Here is a 20,842-nt window from a genome sequence, read left to right on the forward strand (position 1 = left end):
GCATGAGCGCGGGGGCGGCATGAGCGCGGGGGCGGCCGGCGCGCCGCCCCGGGTGGCGGTCATCGGCGCGAACGGGCACGGCCGCTGGCACCGCCGGGCGATCGCGCCGCTGCACGACGCCGGCCGGCTGCGCCTGGTCGCGCTGGTCGACGTACGCCCGATCGAGCCGGAGCCGGCGGCGGCGCTGCCGGCGGACGCGGCGGTCTTCACCGACCACGCGGAGATGCTGGCGGCGGCGAAGCCGGACGTGGTGGTGGTCTGCACGCCGCCGCACACCCATCTGCCGATCGCCCGGGACGTGCTGGCCGCCGGGGCGGACGTGCTGCTGGAGAAGCCGCCGGTGCTGTCGATGGCCGAGCACCGGCTGCTGGCCGCCGCCCTGGCCGAGACGGGCCGGGCCTGCCAGGTCGGCTTCCAGGCCCTCGGCTCGGCGGCGCTGGCCGAGCTGACGGCGGCGGTGGCGGCGGGGCGGCTCGGCACGGTCACCGGCATCGCCACGGTGGCCGCCTGGCAGCGTTCGGACGGCTACTACGCGCGGTCGCCGTGGGCGGGCCGGCGCACGCTGCACGGCCGGCCGGTGCTCGACGGGGCGCTGGCCAACCCGCTCGCCCACGCCGTGATGCAGTGCCTCGCGGTGGCCGAGGCCGTCACCGGCGCGCCGGTGCGGCCGGCGACGATCGAGCTGGAGCGCTACCGGGTGCGGCCCATCGAGGTGGACGACACGGCGGCCCTGCGGGTCGTGCCGCGCACCGGGCCGCCGATCGTGGCGGCGGTGACCCTGGCCGGCGAGGACTTCGTCGCCGGGGAGGTGATCGTGACGGGCTCGGCCGGGCGGGCGGTGCTGGAGTATCCGACGGACCGGCTGCTGCTGCCCGGCGACGACGCGCCGCGGGAGGTGCCGGGGCGGCGTGGCCTGCTGGAGAACCTGCTGGCGCACCGGGCCGACCCGGCCGGGACTCCGCTGATCGCCCCGCTGGCCCGCACGGCGCCGTTCACGGCCGTGCTGGAGGCGGTCCAGGCCGCGCCCGAGCCGACGCTGCTCGGCGGCGACCTGGTGACCGCGACCGGCCGGGGGCCGCAGCGGGTGCTGACCGTGCGCGGCGTCAACGCGGCGCTGCGGGCGGCGGCCGGGTCCGGGGCGCTGCTGTCGGAGCTGGGCGTGCCGTGGGCGGTGCCGCCGGTGCGCACCGAGCTGACGCGGGAGGGGGACGGCTGAGGCGGGCCCGCTGCCGGGCCTCTGAGAACGCGCTGCAAACGACGGGCGACGGCCGGACCCGCAAACCGGGCGCAACCACCGCGTTCGCGACCAGGACCGGTCGGGCAGATGCCGCTTGTCGTAATTTGATGCAACATAGCTGCATATAGAAGTTATTGACTCGCTTGAGTGATTTTCCTTACGGTCAGTCGCACCGGCATTTCCTACCCGTCACGGGATTCGCCGCACCGCAGACCCCTTCGGAGAGTCCTCATGCGTCACCGCTTCTCCGGGGCGGCCCTGGTCGCCCTGTCCCTGCTGGTCACCCCGGGCCCGGCGGCGGCCACCGCCCACGCCGCCGGCCCGGTGCCCCGGCCCGTCGAGCGCTTCGCCCGCCAGACGCTGCCCGCCGGCGACGGCTGGGCGGCCGACGGCGTCGGCACCACCGGCGGCTCGGCCGCCGCCGCCGACCAGGTCCACCTCGTGCGCACCCGCGCCGAGCTGGTCGACGCCCTCGGCGGCGACAACGCCACCAACCGCGCCAACGCCACCCCCAAGGTGATCGTCGTCGACGGCGTGATCGACGGCTTCGAGGCCGCCGACGGCAGCCTGCTCGGCTGCGCCGACCTGGCCGACCCGGAGTACTCGCAGGCGGCCTACCTGGCCACCTACGATCCGGCGGTCTGGGGCATGACGCCCCCGGCCGGCCCCCTGGAGGCCGCGCGGGTGCGCTCGGTGGCCAACCAGACGAAGCAGACCCAGATCAACGTCGGCCCGAACACCACCATCGTCGGGCTGCGCGGGGCGACGCTGACCGGGCTGACCCTGATGATCGACACCGCCGACAATGTGATCGTGCGGAACCTGACCTTCGACGACGCCCGGGACTGCTTCCCGGCCTGGTCGCCGACCGACGGCGCGACCGGCAACTGGAACTCCCAGTACGACCAGGTCTCGGTGCGCCGCAGCGAGCACGTCTGGGTCGACCACAACACGTTCACCGACGGCGACAACCCCGACAGCGCCCAGCCGGTGTACTTCGGCCGCCCCTACCAGGTGCACGACGGGTCGCTGGACGTCACCCACACCGCCAGCCTGGTCACCGCCTCCTACAACCGGTTCGTCGGCCGGGACAAGCTGATGCTGATCGGCTCGTCGAACACCGTCGGCCCCGACGTCGGCCGGCTCAAGGTGACCCTGCACCACAACATGTTCGACCGCGTGCTCCAGCGGCTGCCGCGCGTCCGGTTCGGCCAGGTCGACGTCTACAACAACTGGTACCGGCTCTCCGGCGACGGCTTCGAGTACGCCGTCGGCGTCGGGGTGCAGTCCGCCGCGTACGTGGAGAACAACCACTTCACCCTCGGCGCGGGCATCGCCGCCGAGGACCTGCTGTACGACTGGGGCGGCACCGCCGTCACCACCCGCGGCAACTGGGTGCGCGCCGACGGCGACCGGGCCCGCCCGGTCGACCTGGTGGCCGCGTACAACGCGACCCACGACCCCGATTTGGGCGCCGACGCCGGCTGGACGCCGACCCTGCGGCACGGTCAGGTGCTGCCCGCGCCGCTGGTCCCGCTCGTGGTCGGTGCGCTCGCCGGCGCAAACCGCCTGCCGCTGTGAAAGGAGGGGCCCCTTGTTAACGCATATGGTAGAGAAGGGTCCCCTTCTTACGTTGTGGGGGGGGGGGGGGGGGGGGGGCCCCCCCCCCCCCCGGCCCGCCCCCCCCGACCCTGCGGGCCACGCCGCGCGGGGTCAGAACCGGGGCGCCGGGCCGGTCCGCCGGGTCGCCCGGTGGCGCCGCCACAACCGCGCCGCCACAACCGCGCCGCCACCAACAGCACGACCACGCCCAGCACCGCCTCCCCGCCGAGGCCGCGGCGGCGCTCCAGCACCGCCAGCACCCGGTTTACCCGATCGTTCTGCCCGGCCGGACGCCGCCGCGGCCCCGCGCGACGATCCAACCGGATGCCGCGAACCCGGTGCACTCCTGACGGTGACGGCTGCCTGACCGGCGGCGCCGAGCCGGGCCACGGTCCCGTCACAAGGCCGACGGGAAGGCCCACCGACGGTGAAGATCAGCTATAAGTGGTGGATGGACTTCCCGCCGTACCTGGCCTCGATGCCCATGCACGCGATCACCGAGATCCACGGCGAGCCGGGCCTGCGGGAACGGTTCCGGCTGGAGATCCGCGCGTTCGGCGAGGAGGCCCGTTCCCGGCTCGGCGCAGCCCTCGACCTCGCCGCCGAGCTGCACCGCGACGACCGGCGGGTGCGCGAGCCGTACCTGAACCACCTGTTGCGGGTCGCGATCCGGATGATGCACCACTACCAGGTGCGCGACGTGGACGTGATCGTCGCCGGCCTGCTGCACGACGCCGTGGAGGACCACCCGGCGGAGCTGGCGGGCGCGCACCCGGCGGGGCCGGCGGCCGGCGACGACCGCGCGGCGGCGGCGCTGGCGACGATCGCCGCGCGGTTCGGCCCGCGGGTCGCGCGGCTGGTCGCCGCGGTCACCAATCCGGTGTACGACCCGGGCCGGGACCGGCACGTGCAGTACCGGGAGCACGTGGCGGCCAGCCTGGACCGCGAGCCGTGGGCCCGGGTCATCAAGGTCTCCGACTTCACCGACAACGGGGTCGGGGTGATCCACACCGTCGGGCCGAAGGTGTTCTCGTCCGCGACGAAGTACCGCCCGCTGGTGCCGGTCTACCGGGAGCTGATCGCCCGGCCGGACACCCCGCTCACGCCGGCGGTCAAGCAGCACATCTTCGGCCAGCTCGACCTCGCCGAGGAACGCTTCGCCGCGATCCTCGACCAGCCGGTGGACGCCGGGGCGTCGACCGGCCGGTGAGCGCGCGGGCCCGGCGGGCGCGGGCGAACGCGGCCCGGGCGAACGCGGCTTGGGCGGGCGCCGGTCAGCGGCGCGGCAGGGCACGGGCCGCCTCAGCAGCCCAGCCGGGCACGGGCCGCCTCAGCGACGCGGCAGGGCACGGGCGGCGCGGCGGCGCACGTCCGGCACCCGGTCCGGCGCGTCCCGCAGCACCACCCGCAGCGGGTGCGGGGCGTCGCCGGCGGCGTCGCCGAGGACTGCCAGGAGCAGGCCGAGGTGGCCGACGGGCTCGTCGGCGAGCAGCTGCGCGGCGTCGTCGACCACCAGGGTCAGCGGGCCGGCGTCGAGCCGGTCGCGCAGGCTGTCGGCGAACGCGTCCCAGTTGCGGCCGACGTAGCCGGGCAGGTCGAGCGCGCCGACCAGCGCCGTGAACAGGCCGGCCCGGCTGCGGGCGCTCGCCGCCGACAACACGGCCCGCTCCCCCGGCGCATCCGCGGGGCCGGCATCCGCGATGCTCAGCCACGGCGGCAGCCCGGGAGCGTGCCCCTCGGTCATGGTGCCCTCCCCGGCGCGGGGCCGGACCGCGTGGACCGGCCCCGCGAGGTGCCGCGTCACAGCCGGTAGAAGTCGGTGTAGTGGTTGGGCGAGAACCAGGTGACGCCCGTGCTCCTGTCGACCACGATCCGGTACGCGTCGCGGGACGCGCCGTAGGCGCGCGGGTAGACGTCGTACTCGTGGTAGGTGACGCCGCCGGGGAGCTGGCCCTCGTAGTTGTGGAACTGGCCGCCGGCGAAGTTGTAGAGCCCGCCGCTCCAGGGGTACCAACCCCGGCTGGTCGGGAAGCCCTTGGCGGCCCAGCCCGACCGGGCGGTGCGGGCGTCCGCGCAGCGGGTCATGGTGCAGGAGCTGTGGACGGCGGCGTGGGCGGGCTCGGCGAGCCGCGGCGTCACCACGGACGGCCCGACCAGGGCCGCGGCGGCCACGGCGGTGAGCAGGGCGAACGCGCCGACCGCGCGGCGCACCCGGCCGGGGGCCGGCGTGGTCGGCGCAGCCGGCGCGGTCGTGGTCGACATCGCAGTGGGCGGCGTCGGCGTGTCGGTCACGGTTCCTCCCGATCGCGGTGGCACCGAGGAGATCGATGCGGGCGACATTGTGGTGAGGAACAGTCTGGGCCCGGCGGCCGGCGTGGGCCAGGGGCGGCGGTGGAACTGATCCGCACGCGGCGGTGAAATCCTCGCCAACGCGGGTCGGGCGGCCCGGACCGGACCGCCCGACCCGGCCGGTCAGCAGCCGATCCGGCTCGCTCCGACCGCGACGTCGTCGAACCAGAGGGTGTCGGCCCCCTCGCCGTAGCTCTCCCAGCCCAGCCGCAGGTCGGTGAGCTGCGGACGCCACGTGCGGTTGAGCCACTGCCCGTCGATGTCGTGGGTCGGGGTGCCGTCCACGGTCAGGCCGGTGACGGCGGCGCCGTCGACCCAGGTGTTCAGCCGGCCCTGCGCGCCGTCGACCATGAACTCGACGCAGGACCAGCGGTTGGTGGCCAGGGGCAGGCTCAGGGCCACCCCGGACGGGCTCTGCTCCGGCAGCGTCGCGTCGTCGGAGGCCCGGTTCCACTGCAGGGCGCCGTTCTGCCCGCCCATCCGCAGGTCCTTGCCGCCGTCGGCGGAGTCGGCCATGGCCAGGAACGTGACGTGCGAGGTGGGCAGGGCGGTGGTGTGCCGCACCCAGAGCCGGGCGTACCGGACCGCGCCGAGGGTGCTCAGGCCCCGGGTGGTCCGGGCGAACACGTGGTTGCAGTAGCCGACCGTGCCGTTGATGCGCAGCGAACGGCTGCCGCTGTGCGTCGTGGCGGTGTCGATCGCCGCCGTTCCGGTGCCGGAGCAGTCGGGGTGGACCACCGTCCAGTCACCGGACGGCACCGACCCGGTCTGGTTCTCGAACCCGTCGCAGAGCACGGCCGTGCCGCAGCCGGCGGGCGGCGGGGTGGTCGGCGGCGGCGTCGTGGGCGGCGGGGTGGTCGGGGGCGGCGTGGTCGGCGGCGGGGTGGTCGGCGGGGCCGTCGTCGGGGGCGGAGTCGTCGGGGGCGGGGTCGCGCCGTTGCACGGTACGCCGTTGAGCGCGAACCCGGTCGGCCCGGCGGTGTTCGCGCCGACGGTGCCCTGGACGCCGAACTCGGTCGAGCCGCCTGCCGGCACCGAGGCGTTCCAGGCGACGTTGCGGGCGGTCACCACCGCACCGGACTGGCTGACCTCGGCACTCCAGCCGTTGGTGATCCGCTGGTCGCCGCCCCAGGTCCAGGTGACGGTCCAGCCGTTGACGGCGGTGTCGCCGGGGCTGATCCGGATGTTGGCGGTGAAGCCGCCGGTCCACTGGTTGGACACGTAGTCGATCCGGCAGCCGGCGGCGGCGGTCGCCGGTGCGGTGGGCAGGCCGGCGCCGGCCAGGGCGGCGGCCAGGACCGCCCCGGCGGCGACGATCGGGGTGAGACGGGCGCGGGAGATCCTCATCGGGTTCCTTCCGGGGGTGTGCCGCCGCACGGGCGCGGAGCGGGGCCGAGGGCGGCACGGGGAACTGCGGGAACGCTCGCGTGGCGGCGCGACCGGTGACGCGACGCGGATGCCCGGCTCCGGGCGGACCTTCAGCCGTCGGGCCGGTCGGCGATCGACGGCACGGCGGCGCCCCACGACCAATCTAGTGACGAGCGCCGATGGATAGCAAGGCGGGCGGGCCGCGCCGCCCCAGGCGGACACGGGCGCGTCCGGCGGGGCCGCCGGGGCGGGCCCACGACTGCGGGGCCCGTTCCCGCGCCCGGATTGACCTGCCACCCGATCCATTCCCGTCAACCCGGATACGCCACGGACATCCGGTCGGCCGCCTCATGGCGCATCCCCGCGGATCGGGGTAATGTCGAGGCCCTGCCTTGGGTAGGGGGCCCTGTGGAAAATGCGCCAGTCGACCGCCGTCGGATTCGTCGCGGGAGAATCGCCACGTCCCTGGCGTTCCTGCTGTTCGGAACAGCGCTGGGAGTGTGGACGGCGCGGATTCCGGCGGTAAAGGAGAAGCTCGAGCTCAGTGACGGCCGGTTGAGCTTCGCGTTGCTGGCCTTTGCGGCCGGCTGCATCGTCGGCATGGCGTTGCTCGGTCGGCTCACCGACCGTTTCGGCAGCACCCGCGTGCTCATCCCCTCGGCGATCCTCGAAGGGGTGCTGCTCGTCCTTCCCGGATACAGCGACACCCTGGTGGTGTTGTCGGTCGCCCTGTTCTTCTTCGGGGCGACGCACGGGACGCTGAACATCGCGATGAACGCCAATGCGCTTGAGGTGCAGCGGGCCTGGGGAAAACCGATCATGTCGTCGTTCCACGCCATCTACAGCATCGGCGGTTTCCTCGGGGCCATCGTGGGCAGCTTCTTCGCGCGCAGCGGGGCCAGCGTCGGCACCACCTTCCTCACCGTCGGCGCGGGGGTGCTGGTGCTGGCCGTCTGGGCGGCGTTGTGGGTGCTGCCCGCGGCGGGCGCCCCGGAGGCCGCCGCCGGCTCGCCGGCCGCCGAGCAGGGGCCTTCCCGCCGTTCCCTGTTGCTGATCTTCTTCGGCGTGCTGGTGCTGTGCACGCTCGTCGGCGAGGGCGCCGCAGCGGACTGGAGCGCCGTCTACCTGCGGGACAACCTGGAGACCAGCCCCGGCTTCGCCGCGTACGGATTCGCCGCGTTCTCGATCATGATGACGGTGGGCCGGCTCTTCGGCGACCGGCTGGTGCGCGCCCTGGGGCCCGTCACGCTGGTGCGGCTCAGTGGCGCGCTTGCGGCGTGCGGCCTCGGCGCGGCCCTGCTGGTGCACCATCCGGTCGCCGGTGTCGTCGGGTTCGGGCTGCTGGGCGCCGGCCTGTCGTGCATCGCCCCGCAGGTCTACTCCGCCGCCGGAAACCAGGACCCGAGCCGCGCCGGACGGGCCCTGTCGACCGTGGTCAGCATCGGCTACCTGGGATTCCTGTTCGGCCCTATTCTCATCGGCGCCGCAGCGACCGTGGTGGGATTGCCGTCGGCGTTGTGGATTCCCGTGGTGCTGGCAGTTTTCGTCGCGGCGGGCGCCACCGCGATGCGGACGCCGAGCCGCGCCGGCGAGAAGCAGGACAATGCCCCGGTCCCGTCAGCGGGGGTCGAGCGCTGACGGTTGTCCGCCGGGGACGGATGTCACCTGGAAGGAACCGCGCTTGCACATCATCGAATGCCATTTCGAGTGCACCGGATTCGACGACGGTCTGGTGCAGGCGGGCACCTCCGTCTACCTGTGGAATCTGGTCCGGCAGTTCCGCGACCGAGGGCACCGGGTCACCGCGTTGACGGCGGCGCACGGGCTGATCCCACTGTTGCGCCGCGACCACGACGTCGTCGAGCTGGATTGGCGGTCCACCGGCGAGATAACCATTCCGGTCGACCCCGACAGATGGCCGGGTCACCCTGGTGGCGTCACGGTGGACGGATCCGCACGGGCCTATCGGATGACCGTCGAGGGAATCGATGTCGTCCTGCTCAGCAACGAGATTCTCGACACCCACACCGACACGCTGCACCCACCGGCGGCCGCCGAGGGGACGGACCCGACGTTCCTGAAGCCGCTGGTGTTCCAGATCCTCGCCGCCCGCTTCCTGTCCGGCCAGGAAACCGCGCAGACTGTCGTGCACCTGCACGAGCCCGTCCTGCACCACCTGCTGCCCGCGGCGCTGTCGGCGTACGGCTTCCCCGTCGTCTCGACCGTGCAGACGAACCTGCCGGTCAACACCAAGGTCTACGCGCCCCAGGCCCGGGCCCTGCTGCGCGACCTCGGGGCCGACCCGACGGTCGTCGACGGGCTCGCGGACCCACCCCTGGACTCACCGCTGCACCGGGCCATGCGGGCGTTCCTGCCGCAGACCCTCCTCTACCGCGACTACCCGCAGCGGCCGGGGCACGACTATGTCAGCGCGCTGGCCCTGGTGGCCCGCTCGGCGGACGCCGTGGACTTCCTCTCCGAGGGGCAGCTCGACCACGCCCTCACCCAGGCCGAGACGCCGTTCGCCCAGCTCTTCGCCGAGTTGGCCGTCTGCCGGGAGCTGTGGTCGCGGGCGGACCGGCTGACCGTCGGCGGGTGCGCCATCGGCGACGAGTGGCTGGACGTGGAGCGCAGCGACGAGCGGCGGCGGCGGACCCTGACGGGGCTCGGGCTCGACCCGGCGCTGCCGACCGTCTACCACAACGGGCGGTACTCGGTGGAGCACAAGGGGCTGCGGGAGCTGTTCCGGGGGGCGCGGCGGCTGCTCGACGAGGGCGAGCGGTTCAACCTGCTGCTGCACTGCCTGGCGCCGCACCCGCCGCAGGACCCCGACCTCGCCGCGCTGGCGGCCGACCATCCCGGGCAGGTCCGGATCCGCACCGGGCCGATGCCGCCCGCGGAGCTGATGGACTGGGCCGCCTCCAGCGACCTGTGCGTCTTCCCGGCGAAGTTCGAGATGGACACCTTCCTGATGGCGATGGGCGAGGCCATGGCCAGCGGCGCCGTGCCCGTCGCCACGGCGCAGCGGGGCATGCGGCACTTCCGGCACTCCTTCGACCTGGCCGCGCCGACGGCGACGGGGCTCGCTTTGCCCCGTTCCTTCCGGGTCGCCGACCCGGACCTGACCGACGCGGTGCACGACGGCCTCGCCCGCATGCTGGCGCTGGTCCGCGCCGGGTCGCCGCTGGTCGACACGCTCCGCTCGCGGGCCGTGACGACCGCCCGGGAGTTCACCTGGTCCCGGGCGGCGGACCGGTTCCTCGCCGTGTTCGCCGCCTGCGTGGCCGGCACCTGGCCCGGCGGGCGGTCGGGCCCCGCAGTGCTGCCGCCGACACCCGCGCCCGGCCACGACGGCGGCACCGGCACCGCGAGCGCCGGGCCCGACGGGGTGTCGGTGCGCTGGGCCCACCCCGAGGCGATCCGGGTGGAGCTGGTCTACCCGGGTGACCCCGTCGAGGTGATCGCGCTCAGCCGGCAGGACGACGGGTCCTTCGCCGGCACCGGCCCGGCGACCGCGGGCCCGGTGGCCGTGCTGGTCACCTGCCGGGACGGCCGCTGCGTGTGGGCCGGGGTCCCGGTCGCGGCCACCGCCGGCTGACCGACGGCCGGGGGCGGGGCCAGCGCCCCGCCCCCGGCCGTTCGCGGCTGTCAGTCGGCGAGGGTGAGGGTGACCCCCACCTTCTCCAGGATCGACTCGCCGGCGACGACCGGCGCCATGCCCGCGCCGCCACCCACCGGTGCGGGCAGCGGGCGCACCTCGGCGTCCGGGTCCGCCTCGAAGAAGAAGACCAGCGACACCAGTTCCTCGTGCGGGTCGCTGGCCGGGGGCGCCAGGACGCGGTGGCGCAGCGCCTGCCACCGGCCGTCGGTCCAGAGGTTCATCATGTCGCCCAGGTTCACCACCAGCGTGTCGGGCACGAACGGGGGCTTGAACCAGCCGTCCTCGGCGTTCCACGCCTCCAGCCCGCCGACGCCCTGCTGCCGGTCGAGGAAGGTGATCGTGCCGAAGTCGGAGTGCGGCCCGACCCGCATCTGTCCCTCTTCCAGCCGCCCGACCGCCGTCAGGGGTGGGTACCAGTTGACGTTCTGCGTCCAGGTCGCCCGCTGGGAGCGGGAGGTGAAGTGGTCGGCCGGGATGCCGAGGGTGATGGCGAGGACCTCCAGCACCTCCAGCGCGAGCCGGTTGAGGTGGCCGGTGTACTCGGTGGCGACCTCGCGCAGCTCCGGCAGCTCCGTCGGCCACTTGTTGTCCGGGTAGTAGAGCCAGTCGAACTTCGCGTCCCCGGTGCGGTGGTTGGGGCCCATGTGGTACGCCTCGTGCAGGTCGGGGGCGCTGGCCATGCCGTCCACCGCGCTGGCCTGCAACGCGCCGAGGCCCCGCCACCCGTTGTCGTAGGGGCGGCTGACCGCGTACCGGCGCTTCTGTTCGGGGGTGAGCCGCATGAACGCGTGCCCGACGGCGCGCATCCGTGCGGTCAGGTCGGCCGGCACGCCGTGGCCGGCGAGGAGGAACATGCCGGTCTGCCGGAGCGCGGCGTCCAGCTCGGCCGAGGTCCGGGCGCGCTCGTCCGGGCCCGCCGAATGCCAGCGCAACAGGTCGAGGGTGGGGATTGCGGTTGTCATGCGCTGCTCGCCTCTCACTCGGTGATGCCGTTCATGACCTGGGTCGCGAGCCGCACCTCGCCGTCGTAGGAGGCGGGCGCGGCGCCGTCGACGAAGCGCTTCGGGTCGCCGATCGGCGTCTCGGCCCTCCAGGTCAGCGCGGGGATGTGGGCGTTGATGAGTTCGCCGTCGGCGCGCAACAGCGCCGACGACGGGTGGTACATGTGCAGCAGCGGATCGTCGTAGGAGTCGAACGCCGAGTTGGTGTCCATGCGGTAGCTGAAGTCGTTGTCCTCGCCGCCCCAGCCCTCGAACCGTTCGTCCATGCCGTCGATGCGCAGGAACGCCGACTTGCGCACCCAGACGCAGCAGCCCGGCGGGCGGCGCAGCACGAAGGCCCGCAGCCGGTCCGGGTCGACCTGGGCGCTGCCCTGGGCCAGCCGCTGCTCGATGGCGTAGGCGGTGGACTCGGCGTCCAGGCACCACATGTCGCGGTAGCTGAGGTGGCCCATGGTGCCGGCGCGGTTGAACCGCCGTGCGTTGCGGGCGACGAAGTCGCGGTCGGCCAGCACGTCCGCGTCGAGGATGCACACCACCTCGGGGTCGCAGGGTGCGTTGACGACGCCGACGTTGACCGCCCACGACTTGTTGAACAGGCCGTCCTTGTGCACCCACAGGTAGTCGTCGGCGTACGGCTCGATCACCTGCTGCGAGCGCGGCTCGGTGTCGGCCTCGACGACGAGGACCCGGTACTCGTCGCGCGGCGCGGACTGGTCGCGCAGCGAGATGAGGCAGGCGAGCAGGTTACGCAGCCGGGTCCGGTCGGCCGTCCGGTCCCGGAACGGGACGACGACGAGGATCTGGGCCCGTGCCGGTTCGCCCGGCGGGGGCCCCGGCGGGAGCGTACGCAGCTCCTCGACGGACGCCCAGCGCCGCACCGGCCGGGTGCCGTACAACGCGCCGAGGTGGCTGCCGAGGCGGCAGTTGGACTCGGCCCGCCAGCCGTGGGCGAACAGGGCGGCCACCTTGTCCGACGGTGGCGCGGCGGCCAACGCGGTCAAACGCTGGTGCAGGGCGGCGTACGCCTGGGGGTTGCGGGTGTCGGCCAGCAGGGCCTCGGCCAGCCGGCGGACCTCGGCGTCGTCGACGTCACGCACCGCGTCCACCACGGCCCGGGTGTAGGGGCGTCCGCGTTCCCAGTAGAAGATGCTGGATTCGGGCGCCTGTGGGTCGGCGGCGACGACCAGGCTGTCGGCGACGGCCGACGCGAGGGTCTGCGGATGCGACGGTTGGACGAGGGACATCGTCAACTCCCCGGGTAGTGGCCGAAGGTCGGGCCGGTCGGTGGGCACCCGACGCCGGTGCCGTGGCGGGGACGCGCGGCGTCGACTCCGGCGGCGCTGGTCACCGGTCCGTCCAGCTCAGGGTGCCCGCCGGTGCCCGCCGGGCCGCCGTGGTCCGCTCGTACGGCAGCGCGCCGTCGGGCATCCGGACGACCTCGACGTGCAGGCCGATCGGGCTGCGCACGTAGACCCACCGGTCGCCGGCGATCGGCCCGTCGTCGATGGTCTCGGGCGCGCCCAGGACGGTGAACCCGGGACTGGCCGCGAGGTAGCGGGCGGCGGCGTCGACGTCGCGGACGTGGACGGCGAGGTGCCGGCCGCCGACGTCGCAGTTGCGCGGGGGCGGGGCGGCCCGGTCGGTGTCGGCGAAGGTCCGCAGCTCCACGTTGTCGGTGGGGCCCATCCGCAGCGTGGCGACCTCCACCGGGCCGTCGGGGTCCGCCTCGACGGCCCGGTGCAGCAGCTCGCCGCCGAGCACGTCGGCGAACACGGCGAGCGCCTCGTCCAGGTCCGCGACGGTGTAGCCGATGTGGTCCACCCCCCGCAGCCCGGTGATCGGCGGCGGGCCGGACGGGCGGGCGTCCCGGTTGGCCCAGGGCCCGGCCGGGCGGTACCGGGCCGCCAGGGCGGGCGGCCCGTGCGGCGCGGGCTCCGGCAGCGACCGCAGCTCGAACGCCAGCCCCCACGGCGTACGGAAGCGGGCCCGGCACGCCCCGGCGAGCGGTGACCGCCCCCCGGGTGCGTCGGCGGGGCCCTGCGGGGTGAGCCCGCTGAGCCGGCGGACGGCGGCGGTGGCCTCGGCGACGTCGGCCACGAGGAAGCCGAGGTGCTGGTGGCCGGGGTCGTGGCGCTGCGGCGGCGTGGTGGCCTGCCCGGCGACGGTGTACTGGAAGAGTTCGAGGTTGGTGGTGGGGCCGAGGCGGATCAACGCGATCTCCGCCGTGGCCCGGGGCGGCACGTCGAGGTGTTCGCTCATCCAGTCGTCGGTGCGGGCCAGCGGCGGCAGGCGGTACACGACCTCGCCGCCGAGGACGTCGACGACGAACGCGGTGGCCGCGTCGAGGTCGGCGACCGTGAGCGCCACGTGGTCGACGCGCTGGGCGCCGGGGATGCCGGGGCGGGTCATCGGTATCTCCCGTCGAGCAGGGTGAGCGCCGCCAGCGAGACGGCGTCGGTGAAGCTGCCGTCGACGACGAGCTGCCGCAGCTCGGCGTGGGTCACGAACCGGTGCACCAGGTCGCTCTCGCTGGCCTCCCGCGCGGGCGGCCCGGCGGCCAGGTCGGTGGCGAGGAAGACGTGGCAGCCCTGGCTGGCGTAGCCGTACGCCACGTGGACGCGGCCGAGGTGGCGCATGCTGGCGGCGGTCAGGCCGGTCTCCTCGCGCAGTTCGGCGGCGGCGAGTTCCTCGGCGCTGCGCCCGCCGGCCGGCGCGGACCACGAGCCCTGCGGGAACTCCCAGTACCGGCCGCCCACCGGGTAGCGGTACTGCTCGACGAGGTGGAATCCGCCCGGCTCGGCCGGGACGACGAGGGCGAAGTCCGGCTTGTCGACCACGCCGTAGATGCCACGGGAGCCGTCGGGGCGTTCCACGGCGTCCTCACGCACCGTCATCCAGGCGTTGTGGTAGACGGTGCGGCCGGTGATCCGGCGGGTCACCCGGCCGTCCGTGGCGCTCACCGCGCCGCCCGCACGCCGTCGGCGACCAACAGCCGGGCGGCCTCGCGGACGCCCCGGACGGGCAGGCCGGCGGTGGCGGGTGTCCGGGACAGCAGGGTGCTGGTCAGGCAGGTGTTCTCCGGCCGCCCCGCGTAGCGTCCGGCGGCGCGCGGCTCGGCGACGACGAGCCCCGGGTCGACGCCGAGCTCCGCGGCGATGAGCAGCGCCCAGTCGGCACGCGATATCCGGTCCGGCCCGCCGAGGTGCAGCAGCGGAAGGTCACGGGCGGCAAGCACCGCGGCCGTCACCGCGGCGACGTCGTCGACCAGCACCGGGGTGGTCCACTGGTCGTGGGGGACGGCCACCGGTTCCCCGGCGAGCAGGCGGTGCGCGCAGGCCGCGAAGAAGTTGAGCCACTTGGCGCTGTCCGCCGGCTCCCAGCCGTAGACGAGGCTGACCCGCAGCACGGTGGCGGCGGCGTGCCCGGCGAACACCTGTTCCGCGGCGAGCTTGGCCCGGCCGTAGGCGTTCGGCGGGGCCGTCGGCGTCGCCTCGGAGCACTCGGGGTGGCTGCCGTCGAAGACATTGTCGGTCGAGATGAGCACCAGGCGGCGGTCTCCGGCGGCGGCGAGCATGTTGCGGGCCGCCGTCCGGTGGCCCGCCATCGCCTCGTCCGGATGCCGGTCGCACCAGGTCACGTCGGACGGCCCGTGGACCAGCACGACCTGCTCGGCCGCGGTGTCGGCGAGCACGCGGGCGCAGGAGGCCGGGTCCGTCACGTCCAGCGGGGTCCACGGCGTCGCCGCGTGCTGCGGCGGGCGTCTCGACGCGAGGACGGGTTGCCCGCCGGTGCGGGCGAGCCGGTCGGCCACCGCCCTGCCGACGAAGCCGCTACCGACGATCAACGTGCGCATACGCGGCCTCCGCTGCGAGTCGGGAATCCGCGTCGGCCGCGGCGAGCATGCGGCCGACACCGATCAGGCTGTGGTCGTCGTCGGCCGCGCCCAGGGTGAGCATCGCCCGCACCTGGGGCGGGGTCAGGCCGAAACAGCCCAGTTCGGTGAGTTCGTCGCCGAGGATCTCGACGAACCGCTGCCCCACGGCCACCGCGAAGCCGCCGATGAAGATGTACCGGCGGATGCCGATGGAGGAGAAGACGCTCGCCACCGCCAGGGCGAGCGGCCGGAGCGCGGCGCGCAGGACGTCGACGGCGAACGCGTCCCCACCCCGCACCGCCAGGGCGACCGCCTCGTTCGTGATGCCCTCCGGGCGGCCCGCCGACGACGCCGCGAGCGCCGAGGCACGGAACTCGCCGGGCCGCTGCCGGGCGGCGACCCGCACGGCCCGCAGGATGCCGCGTCCGGACGCGATGCCGCCGAGGTGTCCGCGCCCGCCGCAGTCACACGGCGGGGCGGTGCCGCTCCAGTCGACCCGCCAGTGCCCGAGTTCGCCGCCGAAGCCGGCGTCGTCGATCAGCACCTCGCCGCGGCGGAAGACCTTGCTGCCGACGCCCGAGCTGACGGTGAACAGGCAGAAGGCGTCGTTGTCGGCGCGGGCGTAGCGCCACGCCGCCGCGGTGATGTCGTTGACGGTCAGCACCGGGACCCCGAGCCGCGCGCCGAGGTGGGCGTTCAGCGCCACGGGCCTCCCGCCCTCGCCCCAGATGGTGGGGGCGGCGAGGGCGACGCCGTCAGCGGTGGTCGGCCCGGCGAACGACAGGCCCACCGCCCGGCTTCCGGCGGCCTCCGAGGTGAGGAGGTACGCGGCGAGTTCCTCGGCGAGCTGGACCAGCACCCGCTGTTGGAGCTCGGCAACGGGTGCACCGGGGTAGCGGGCCAGCCCTTCGGTCGCGGTGCGGCGCACCCCCCGTACGACGGGGTCGCCCGCCGTCACGTGCCCGATCCGCAGGGTCGTCCCGCCGATGTCGGCGACGACGAACGTGTCGTCCCGGTCGGTCATCGGTGGGCCTCGGCGGCGACGCCGGGGGCGGCGCACTGCGCGACGGCGCCGTCCTCCAGGACGATGGCCCCGTCGATGCGGGCGCCGGCCGCCACCGCCGCGCCCGGCAGCAGCACGCTGTCGTGCACCACCGCGCCCGGGCCCACGTGCACCCCGGGATAGACGACGCTGTGCGTGATCTCGCCGTGGTTGACCAGGTCGGCCGGGACGAGCGAGCGGCGGATCCCCGGCGCCTCGTCGACCATCCGCCGCGCGACCTGCGGCTGCACCGTCACGGGCAGGTCGGCGAGGGGGATCGACGGCGGCTGCCCCAGCAGCGAGCGGTGCGCCAGGTGGTAGCGGTCGACGGTGCCGATGTCCTCCCAGTAGCCGGGCACCTGGTGGCCGCGGATGAGTTCGCCGCCGGCCAGCATGGCGGGGATCACGTCGCGGCTGATGTCGTGCTGCCAGGTGGTGCCGGCGAGCTGGTCCAGGTATCGGCGCAGGATCCGGGCGTCGAACAGGCAGAACGCCGCGAACACCAGGTCGCTCGTGGGCTCGGCGGGCTTCTCGACGAACGCGGTGAGGCGGCCCGCGTCGTCGAACTCGACCATGCCGAACAGGTGCACGAAGCGGCGCTCGATCCGCTGGTACGCGACCGTCAGCGCGGCCTTCGACGCCCGGTGCTCCCGCAGCATGTCCCGGTAGTCGAAGCGGTAGACGTGGTCGGCGTGCAGCACCAGGATGTCGCGGGGCGCGCCGCCGAAGACCCAGCGTTCCTTGCTGATCAGGGCGTCCGCGGTGCCCCGCTCGGCGGGCCAGGTCCGTTCCGGCAGCGCCACGGGGACGCTCCCGGGCGCGGCGCGGCGGTACGCCTCGTCGTACGGCCCGAAGTGGGCACGGAACCCCGGCGTCCGGTTCCAGACCCGGTGCAGGTCGTCCATCAGCATGCGTTCCTCGTACTGCGACAGCAGCAGCACCTCGTCGAGGCCCGAGTCGCAGGCGTTGCGCAGGCTGAAGTCGATGAGCCGGCTCGTCCCGCCGAACGGGATCAGCGGCTTGAGCCGGCCGGCGCCCAACGGGCCCATCCGCTCCCCCCGGCCACCGGCCAGCAGCACCGCGCGTACGCCGTTCATCCGTTGCTCCCCTGCGTGGGCGTGGACGGGGCCGCCGCCATCGACGTCCAGTTCGGTTCCAGGCCGGCCAGCGCCGCGGCCAGCTCCGCGGGTGTCACGTCGTCGACGAAGCGGGCCTGGCCGATGCCGGCCGTGAGGGGGATGAGTTGCCGGCCGTCGCGGTGGCGCACGGTGTCGTCCAGCGCCTCGGTGAGCAGCTCGATGGAACAGACCGGGTGCCAGGTCGGCAGGCCGAGCTCGCCCATGACCAGGCGCGCGCGGGTCAGGTCCTCGGCGGGGAGCAGGCCCCGGTGGTGGGCGAGCACGAGCGACAGCGCCATGTCCACGGCGACGGCCTCGCCGTGCAGCAGGTCCGGAAGCGCCCGCATCTCGATCGACGGCGAGAACGAGTGCCCGTAGTCGACGACCCGTTCGAGCTGGTGTTCCCAGAGGTTCGGCTGCAACTCCTGGAGCATGCCGCCGATCGCCAGGCGGATCACGGCCAGCGCCGCCTCGCCGCCGTCGGCGCTACCGGCGGACTGCATCCGCTCGGAGACGATGCGGGCGCCGTGGACGGCGAGGAGTTCGAACAGGCCGCGGTCCTTGATCAGCGCCATCTTGAGCACCTCGGCGAGCCCGTTGCGCAGGTGCCGCACGGGCAGTGTGGCCAGGAAGGCCGGGTCGATCAGCGTGGTCGCGGAGGGATGGTACGTGCCGAGCCGGTTCTTGTGGTCGCTGAAGTTCACGCCGGTCTTCGAGCCGATCCCGGCGTCCACCATGCCGATCAGCGTCGTCGGCACCCGCACGTACGGCGTCGAGCGGCGGTAGAGGCTGGCGGCGAGCCCGACGATGTCGGTGAGCACTCCCCCGCCCACCGCGATGACGGGTTCGCGGCGTCGGGCCACGCCGAACGCGTCCATGGCCGACACCACGCGGAACACCGAGGTCATCGTCTTGCGGCGCTCGTCGGCCTCGATGACGCACAGCTCGTAGGTCACCTGGTGCGCGTCCAGGTACGCCCTGATCCGTTCGCCGAACAGGACGTCCACCTGGGAGTCCAGCACGACCAGGCGGCGTCGGCTGGGGCTGTCCCCCGCGGTCGCGGCGGTCACCAACAGGTCGGAGGCCGGGTCGAGCAGCCCCCGGCAGAGGCGCACCTCGTAGCTCACCGCCTGCGAGGCGTCGACCCGCCAGCTCGGGTTTTCGTCGTGGCCCAGGGTCGACAGTCCGTTGCCGGCGGCGGACTGCCCTTGCGTTACCGGCGTTGTGGTTTCGATGAGTCCGTCCTCCGTCGTCACTGCACGCAGTGCCTGGTGGCAAGCTGGCACGCGGGTGGGACAAGCTGTTGCCGGTGGTGTGGTCACCCGGGCGAGCCGTCGGTGTCGCGGCGCGGCGCGGGTGGCCCGGGTGTCACCATCGGAGTCACTGCGGTAAGCAGCTCGATGGTGACGCTGGACGGGTCGAGGGCGGGCGTGGTCGACATCGTTGGCCGCGCCTTCTCGAACCGCTCCATGGTGGCTGTGATGTCGTCGGATTCGACCTCGTAGATCGCGGCGTAACGTCGGCGTCCGCCCGCGGTCTCCGAGGCGACGAAACGCTGCGCCCCGACGAAACCGGGGACGGCGAGAACCTCGGCGAGATGAACGTGGTCGTACCAGTGGTTGAACTCGTTGTCACAACCAACGAACGGACTGGTGTGGATCAGCAACAGGTGGCGGTTGTGCACGGCCATCGCGCATTTCTCCAGCTACGACGAGGATGGCGGTTACCTGACCCAGATCACCGTGATCGGCGGCAATATTTATCAATGCAGACATGGACCATAACTGATTGAGACCCACCCGGCAATACCCGACGAAAAGGATCTAGCCGGGGCCGTCGTCCACCGTCCCGATACAGCCGGCCAGCAAAGGAATTCTAAAATATTGACACGCTGCTATTGTTCCTGAAACATGCACGACCATGGATCATTACCGAGTGCACCGACCGAATGCGGCCGGCCTCGCCGCGTTCACGGCAGCCGCGACCATCCTGGCAATGGGAATCGCATCTCCGGCAACTGCCGCGGGACAGGTTCGGGGAACCGAAGATCCAGGCGCCATCGCCGGCAGTTACCTGGTCGTGTTCGACGACCGGGCCGCCGACGACGATCGCGCGGACACCGCCGCCCTGACCGGACGGCTGGCCGCGAAGTACGACGTCGGGGTGGAACACACCTACGAGCACGCGCTGCACGGTTTCGCCGGCACGATGAGCCCGGCCGCAGCCCGCCGCCTGGCGGCCGAGGCCGGCGTGTCGTACGTCGAGCAGAACCGCGCCGTCCGGGCCCTCGACACCCAGCCCAGCCCGCCGTCCTGGGGCCTGGACCGGATCGACCAGCGCGACCTGCCGCTGGACGGCAGCTACTCGTACCCGACGACGGCGTCCACCGTGCGCGCGTACGTGATCGACACCGGCATCCGGACCACCCACACCACCTTCGGCGGCAGGGCCGCCTGGGGCACCAACACCACCGGCGACGGCCTCGACTCGGACTGCTCCACCAACGGCCACGGCACCCACGTCGCGGGCACCATCGGCGGCTCCCAGTACGGCGTGGCCAAGGGGGTCTCCCTGGTCGCGGTCAAGGTGCTCAACTGCGGCGGCAGCGGCACCCTGGCCGGCGTCACCGCCGGCGTCGACTGGGTGACCGGCCACCACGCCGCCGGCGTGCCGGCCGTGGCCAACATGAGCCTCGGCGCCACCGGAGCGCAGGGCGCCCTGGAGGACGCCGTGCGCAACTCCATCGCCGACGGCATCGTCTACGCCATCGCCGCCGGCAACAGCAACAGCGACGCGTGCGGCTTCAGCCCGGCCCGGGTCGCCGAGGCGATCACCGTCAACGCCAGCACCACGACCGACGCCCGCGCGTCGTTCTCCAACTGGGGCGCCTGCACCGACATCTTCGCCCCCGGCGACGGCATCGTCTCGGCGTCCAACGGCAGCGACACCGCCACCGCCACGCTCAGCGGCACCTCGATGGCCACCCCGCACGTCGCGGGCGCCGCCGCGCTAGTCCTCGCCGGCAGCCCCGGCCTGACCCCGGCCCAGGTGGCCAGCACCCTCTTCGACGCCTCGACCCCAGGCAAGATCACCAACCCGGGCACGGGCTCGCCGAACCGCCTGCTGCACACCGGCGTCGCGCCGCCCTCCCCCGGCACCGCCACGCTGACCCGGTACTGGTCCGGCAAGGACCACGTCAGCTCCACCACCCACCCCGGCGGCGGCTACCAGGCCGAGGGCAGCCTCGGCAAGGTGCACACCGGCCAGGTCTCCGGCACGCACCCCCTCTACCAGTGCCAGGTGAGCAGCGACAGGTTCACCTCCCTCTCCGCCGGCTGTGAGGGCAAGACCTTCCTCGGGTTGATCGGCTACGCCTACGACGCGCCCCCGGCCGCGCCCCACCAGATCGTCTACCGGTGCCGGGTGCGCAGCAACGGGGAGCACTTCGACTCGCCGGACGCGAACTGCGAAGGGCAGATCGCCGAGGGGTCGCACGGATACCTGCTCCTCTAGCCCCGCTGCCTGCTGCTCCGCCCCGCCCGCCCTGCGGGCATCTCCGCACAGCCCGCCCCGCGGGCATCTCCGCACAG

At 73.9% G+C, this 20,842-nt stretch carries 18 protein-coding genes; 6 read left to right on the forward strand and 12 right to left on the reverse strand.

All coding sequences use genetic code 11. The annotated features are described in order from the left end of the window. Nucleotides 1–19 precede the first annotated feature (19 nt). The 3 genes from ACFYWL_RS20305 (at nucleotide 20) to ACFYWL_RS20315 (ending at nucleotide 4,049) form a co-directional block, all read left to right on the forward strand. Nucleotides 20–1,216 (forward strand): Gfo/Idh/MocA family protein, encoded by a 1,197-nt coding sequence (locus ACFYWL_RS20305; RefSeq protein ID WP_386974859.1) that lies wholly within the window; start codon nucleotides 20–22, stop codon nucleotides 1,214–1,216. 252 nt (nucleotides 1,217–1,468) lie between these two features. Further along, a complete protein-coding gene (locus tag ACFYWL_RS20310) occupies nucleotides 1,469–2,818 on the forward strand; it encodes a polysaccharide lyase family 1 protein (RefSeq protein ID WP_386974861.1) in 1,350 nt (449 codons plus the stop codon). 472 nt (nucleotides 2,819–3,290) lie between these two features. Then, nucleotides 3,291–4,049 (forward strand): HD domain-containing protein, encoded by a 759-nt coding sequence (locus ACFYWL_RS20315; RefSeq protein ID WP_386975026.1) that lies wholly within the window; start codon nucleotides 3,291–3,293, stop codon nucleotides 4,047–4,049. A 120-nt stretch (nucleotides 4,050–4,169) separates the two neighbouring features. Here ACFYWL_RS20315 and ACFYWL_RS20320 read toward each other — a convergent pair whose 3' ends face one another. From ACFYWL_RS20320 to ACFYWL_RS20330, 3 genes are all read right to left on the reverse strand, one after another. Further along, nucleotides 4,170–4,583 (reverse strand): barstar family protein, encoded by a 414-nt coding sequence (locus ACFYWL_RS20320; RefSeq protein ID WP_386974863.1) that lies wholly within the window; start codon nucleotides 4,581–4,583, stop codon nucleotides 4,170–4,172. 56 nt (nucleotides 4,584–4,639) lie between these two features. Further along, the gene (locus tag ACFYWL_RS20325) at nucleotides 4,640–5,101 is read right to left on the reverse strand and encodes a ribonuclease domain-containing protein (protein ID WP_386975028.1); all 462 of its coding nucleotides are present in this window, start codon (nucleotides 5,099–5,101) and stop codon (nucleotides 4,640–4,642) included. Between the two features lie 210 nt (nucleotides 5,102–5,311). After that, nucleotides 5,312–6,535: a cellulose-binding domain-containing protein gene (locus tag ACFYWL_RS20330; RefSeq protein ID WP_386974865.1), complete on the reverse strand. Its 1,224-nt coding sequence runs from the start codon at nucleotides 6,533–6,535 to the stop codon at nucleotides 5,312–5,314. A 429-nt stretch (nucleotides 6,536–6,964) separates the two neighbouring features. On the opposite strand from ACFYWL_RS20330, the gene ACFYWL_RS20335 reads away from it, so the two are divergent. Together ACFYWL_RS20335 and ACFYWL_RS20340 are read left to right on the forward strand one after the other, a co-directional pair. Continuing rightward, entirely contained in the window at nucleotides 6,965–8,194 is a 1,230-nt protein-coding gene (locus tag ACFYWL_RS20335) for an MFS transporter (RefSeq protein ID WP_386974867.1), read from the forward strand. A 43-nt stretch (nucleotides 8,195–8,237) separates the two neighbouring features. Next, complete coding sequence (locus tag ACFYWL_RS20340) at nucleotides 8,238–10,154, forward strand: glycosyltransferase (RefSeq protein WP_386974869.1); 1,917 nt, start codon at nucleotides 8,238–8,240, stop codon at nucleotides 10,152–10,154. A gap of 50 nt (nucleotides 10,155–10,204) precedes the next feature. Here ACFYWL_RS20340 and ACFYWL_RS20345 read toward each other — a convergent pair whose 3' ends face one another. The 9 genes from ACFYWL_RS20345 to ACFYWL_RS20385 form a co-directional block, all read right to left on the reverse strand. After that, entirely contained in the window at nucleotides 10,205–11,179 is a 975-nt protein-coding gene (locus ACFYWL_RS20345) for an isopenicillin N synthase family dioxygenase (RefSeq protein WP_386974871.1), read from the reverse strand. Between the two features lie 14 nt (nucleotides 11,180–11,193). Further along, nucleotides 11,194–12,462: a galactosyltransferase-related protein gene (locus ACFYWL_RS20350; protein WP_386974873.1), complete on the reverse strand. Its 1,269-nt coding sequence runs from the start codon at nucleotides 12,460–12,462 to the stop codon at nucleotides 11,194–11,196. 100 nt (nucleotides 12,463–12,562) lie between these two features. Beyond that, nucleotides 12,563–13,627 (reverse strand): VOC family protein, encoded by a 1,065-nt coding sequence (locus ACFYWL_RS20355; RefSeq protein ID WP_386974875.1) that lies wholly within the window; start codon nucleotides 13,625–13,627, stop codon nucleotides 12,563–12,565. After that, nucleotides 13,624–14,178 (reverse strand): NUDIX domain-containing protein, encoded by a 555-nt coding sequence (locus ACFYWL_RS20360; RefSeq protein ID WP_386974877.1) that lies wholly within the window; start codon nucleotides 14,176–14,178, stop codon nucleotides 13,624–13,626. Before ACFYWL_RS20360 ends, ACFYWL_RS20355 begins: the two co-directional genes overlap by 4 nt. Continuing rightward, nucleotides 14,175–15,071: an SDR family oxidoreductase gene (locus ACFYWL_RS20365; protein ID WP_386974879.1), complete on the reverse strand. Its 897-nt coding sequence runs from the start codon at nucleotides 15,069–15,071 to the stop codon at nucleotides 14,175–14,177. The genes ACFYWL_RS20360 and ACFYWL_RS20365 overlap by 4 nt, the downstream gene beginning before the upstream one ends. Beyond that, nucleotides 15,049–16,116 carry an ROK family protein gene (locus tag ACFYWL_RS20370; protein WP_386974880.1) on the reverse strand — a complete coding sequence of 356 codons (1,068 nt, stop codon included), beginning with the start codon at nucleotides 16,114–16,116 and terminating at the stop codon, nucleotides 15,049–15,051. Before ACFYWL_RS20370 ends, ACFYWL_RS20365 begins: the two co-directional genes overlap by 23 nt. Then, nucleotides 16,113–17,231, reverse strand: a complete 1,119-nt coding sequence (locus tag ACFYWL_RS20375) for a sugar phosphate nucleotidyltransferase (RefSeq protein ID WP_386974882.1) — start codon at nucleotides 17,229–17,231, stop codon at nucleotides 16,113–16,115. The genes ACFYWL_RS20370 and ACFYWL_RS20375 overlap by 4 nt, the downstream gene beginning before the upstream one ends. Further along, entirely contained in the window at nucleotides 17,228–18,508 is a 1,281-nt protein-coding gene (locus ACFYWL_RS20380) for a sedoheptulose 7-phosphate cyclase (RefSeq protein WP_386974884.1), read from the reverse strand. Before ACFYWL_RS20380 ends, ACFYWL_RS20375 begins: the two co-directional genes overlap by 4 nt. A gap of 62 nt (nucleotides 18,509–18,570) precedes the next feature. After that, nucleotides 18,571–18,942: a hypothetical protein gene (locus tag ACFYWL_RS20385; RefSeq protein ID WP_386974886.1), complete on the reverse strand. Its 372-nt coding sequence runs from the start codon at nucleotides 18,940–18,942 to the stop codon at nucleotides 18,571–18,573. Between the two features lie 389 nt (nucleotides 18,943–19,331). Between ACFYWL_RS20385 and ACFYWL_RS20390 the strand changes: the two genes are divergently transcribed. Then, on the forward strand, nucleotides 19,332–20,765 hold the full coding sequence (locus ACFYWL_RS20390) for a S8 family serine peptidase (protein ID WP_386974888.1): 1,434 nt from the start codon (nucleotides 19,332–19,334) through the stop codon (nucleotides 20,763–20,765). Nucleotides 20,766–20,842 lie beyond the last annotated feature (77 nt).

The sequence above is a fragment of the Micromonospora sp. NPDC002575 genome, assembly GCF_042889525.1.
GTDB classification, from domain to species: Bacteria; Actinomycetota; Actinomycetes; order Mycobacteriales; family Micromonosporaceae; genus Micromonospora; species Micromonospora carbonacea.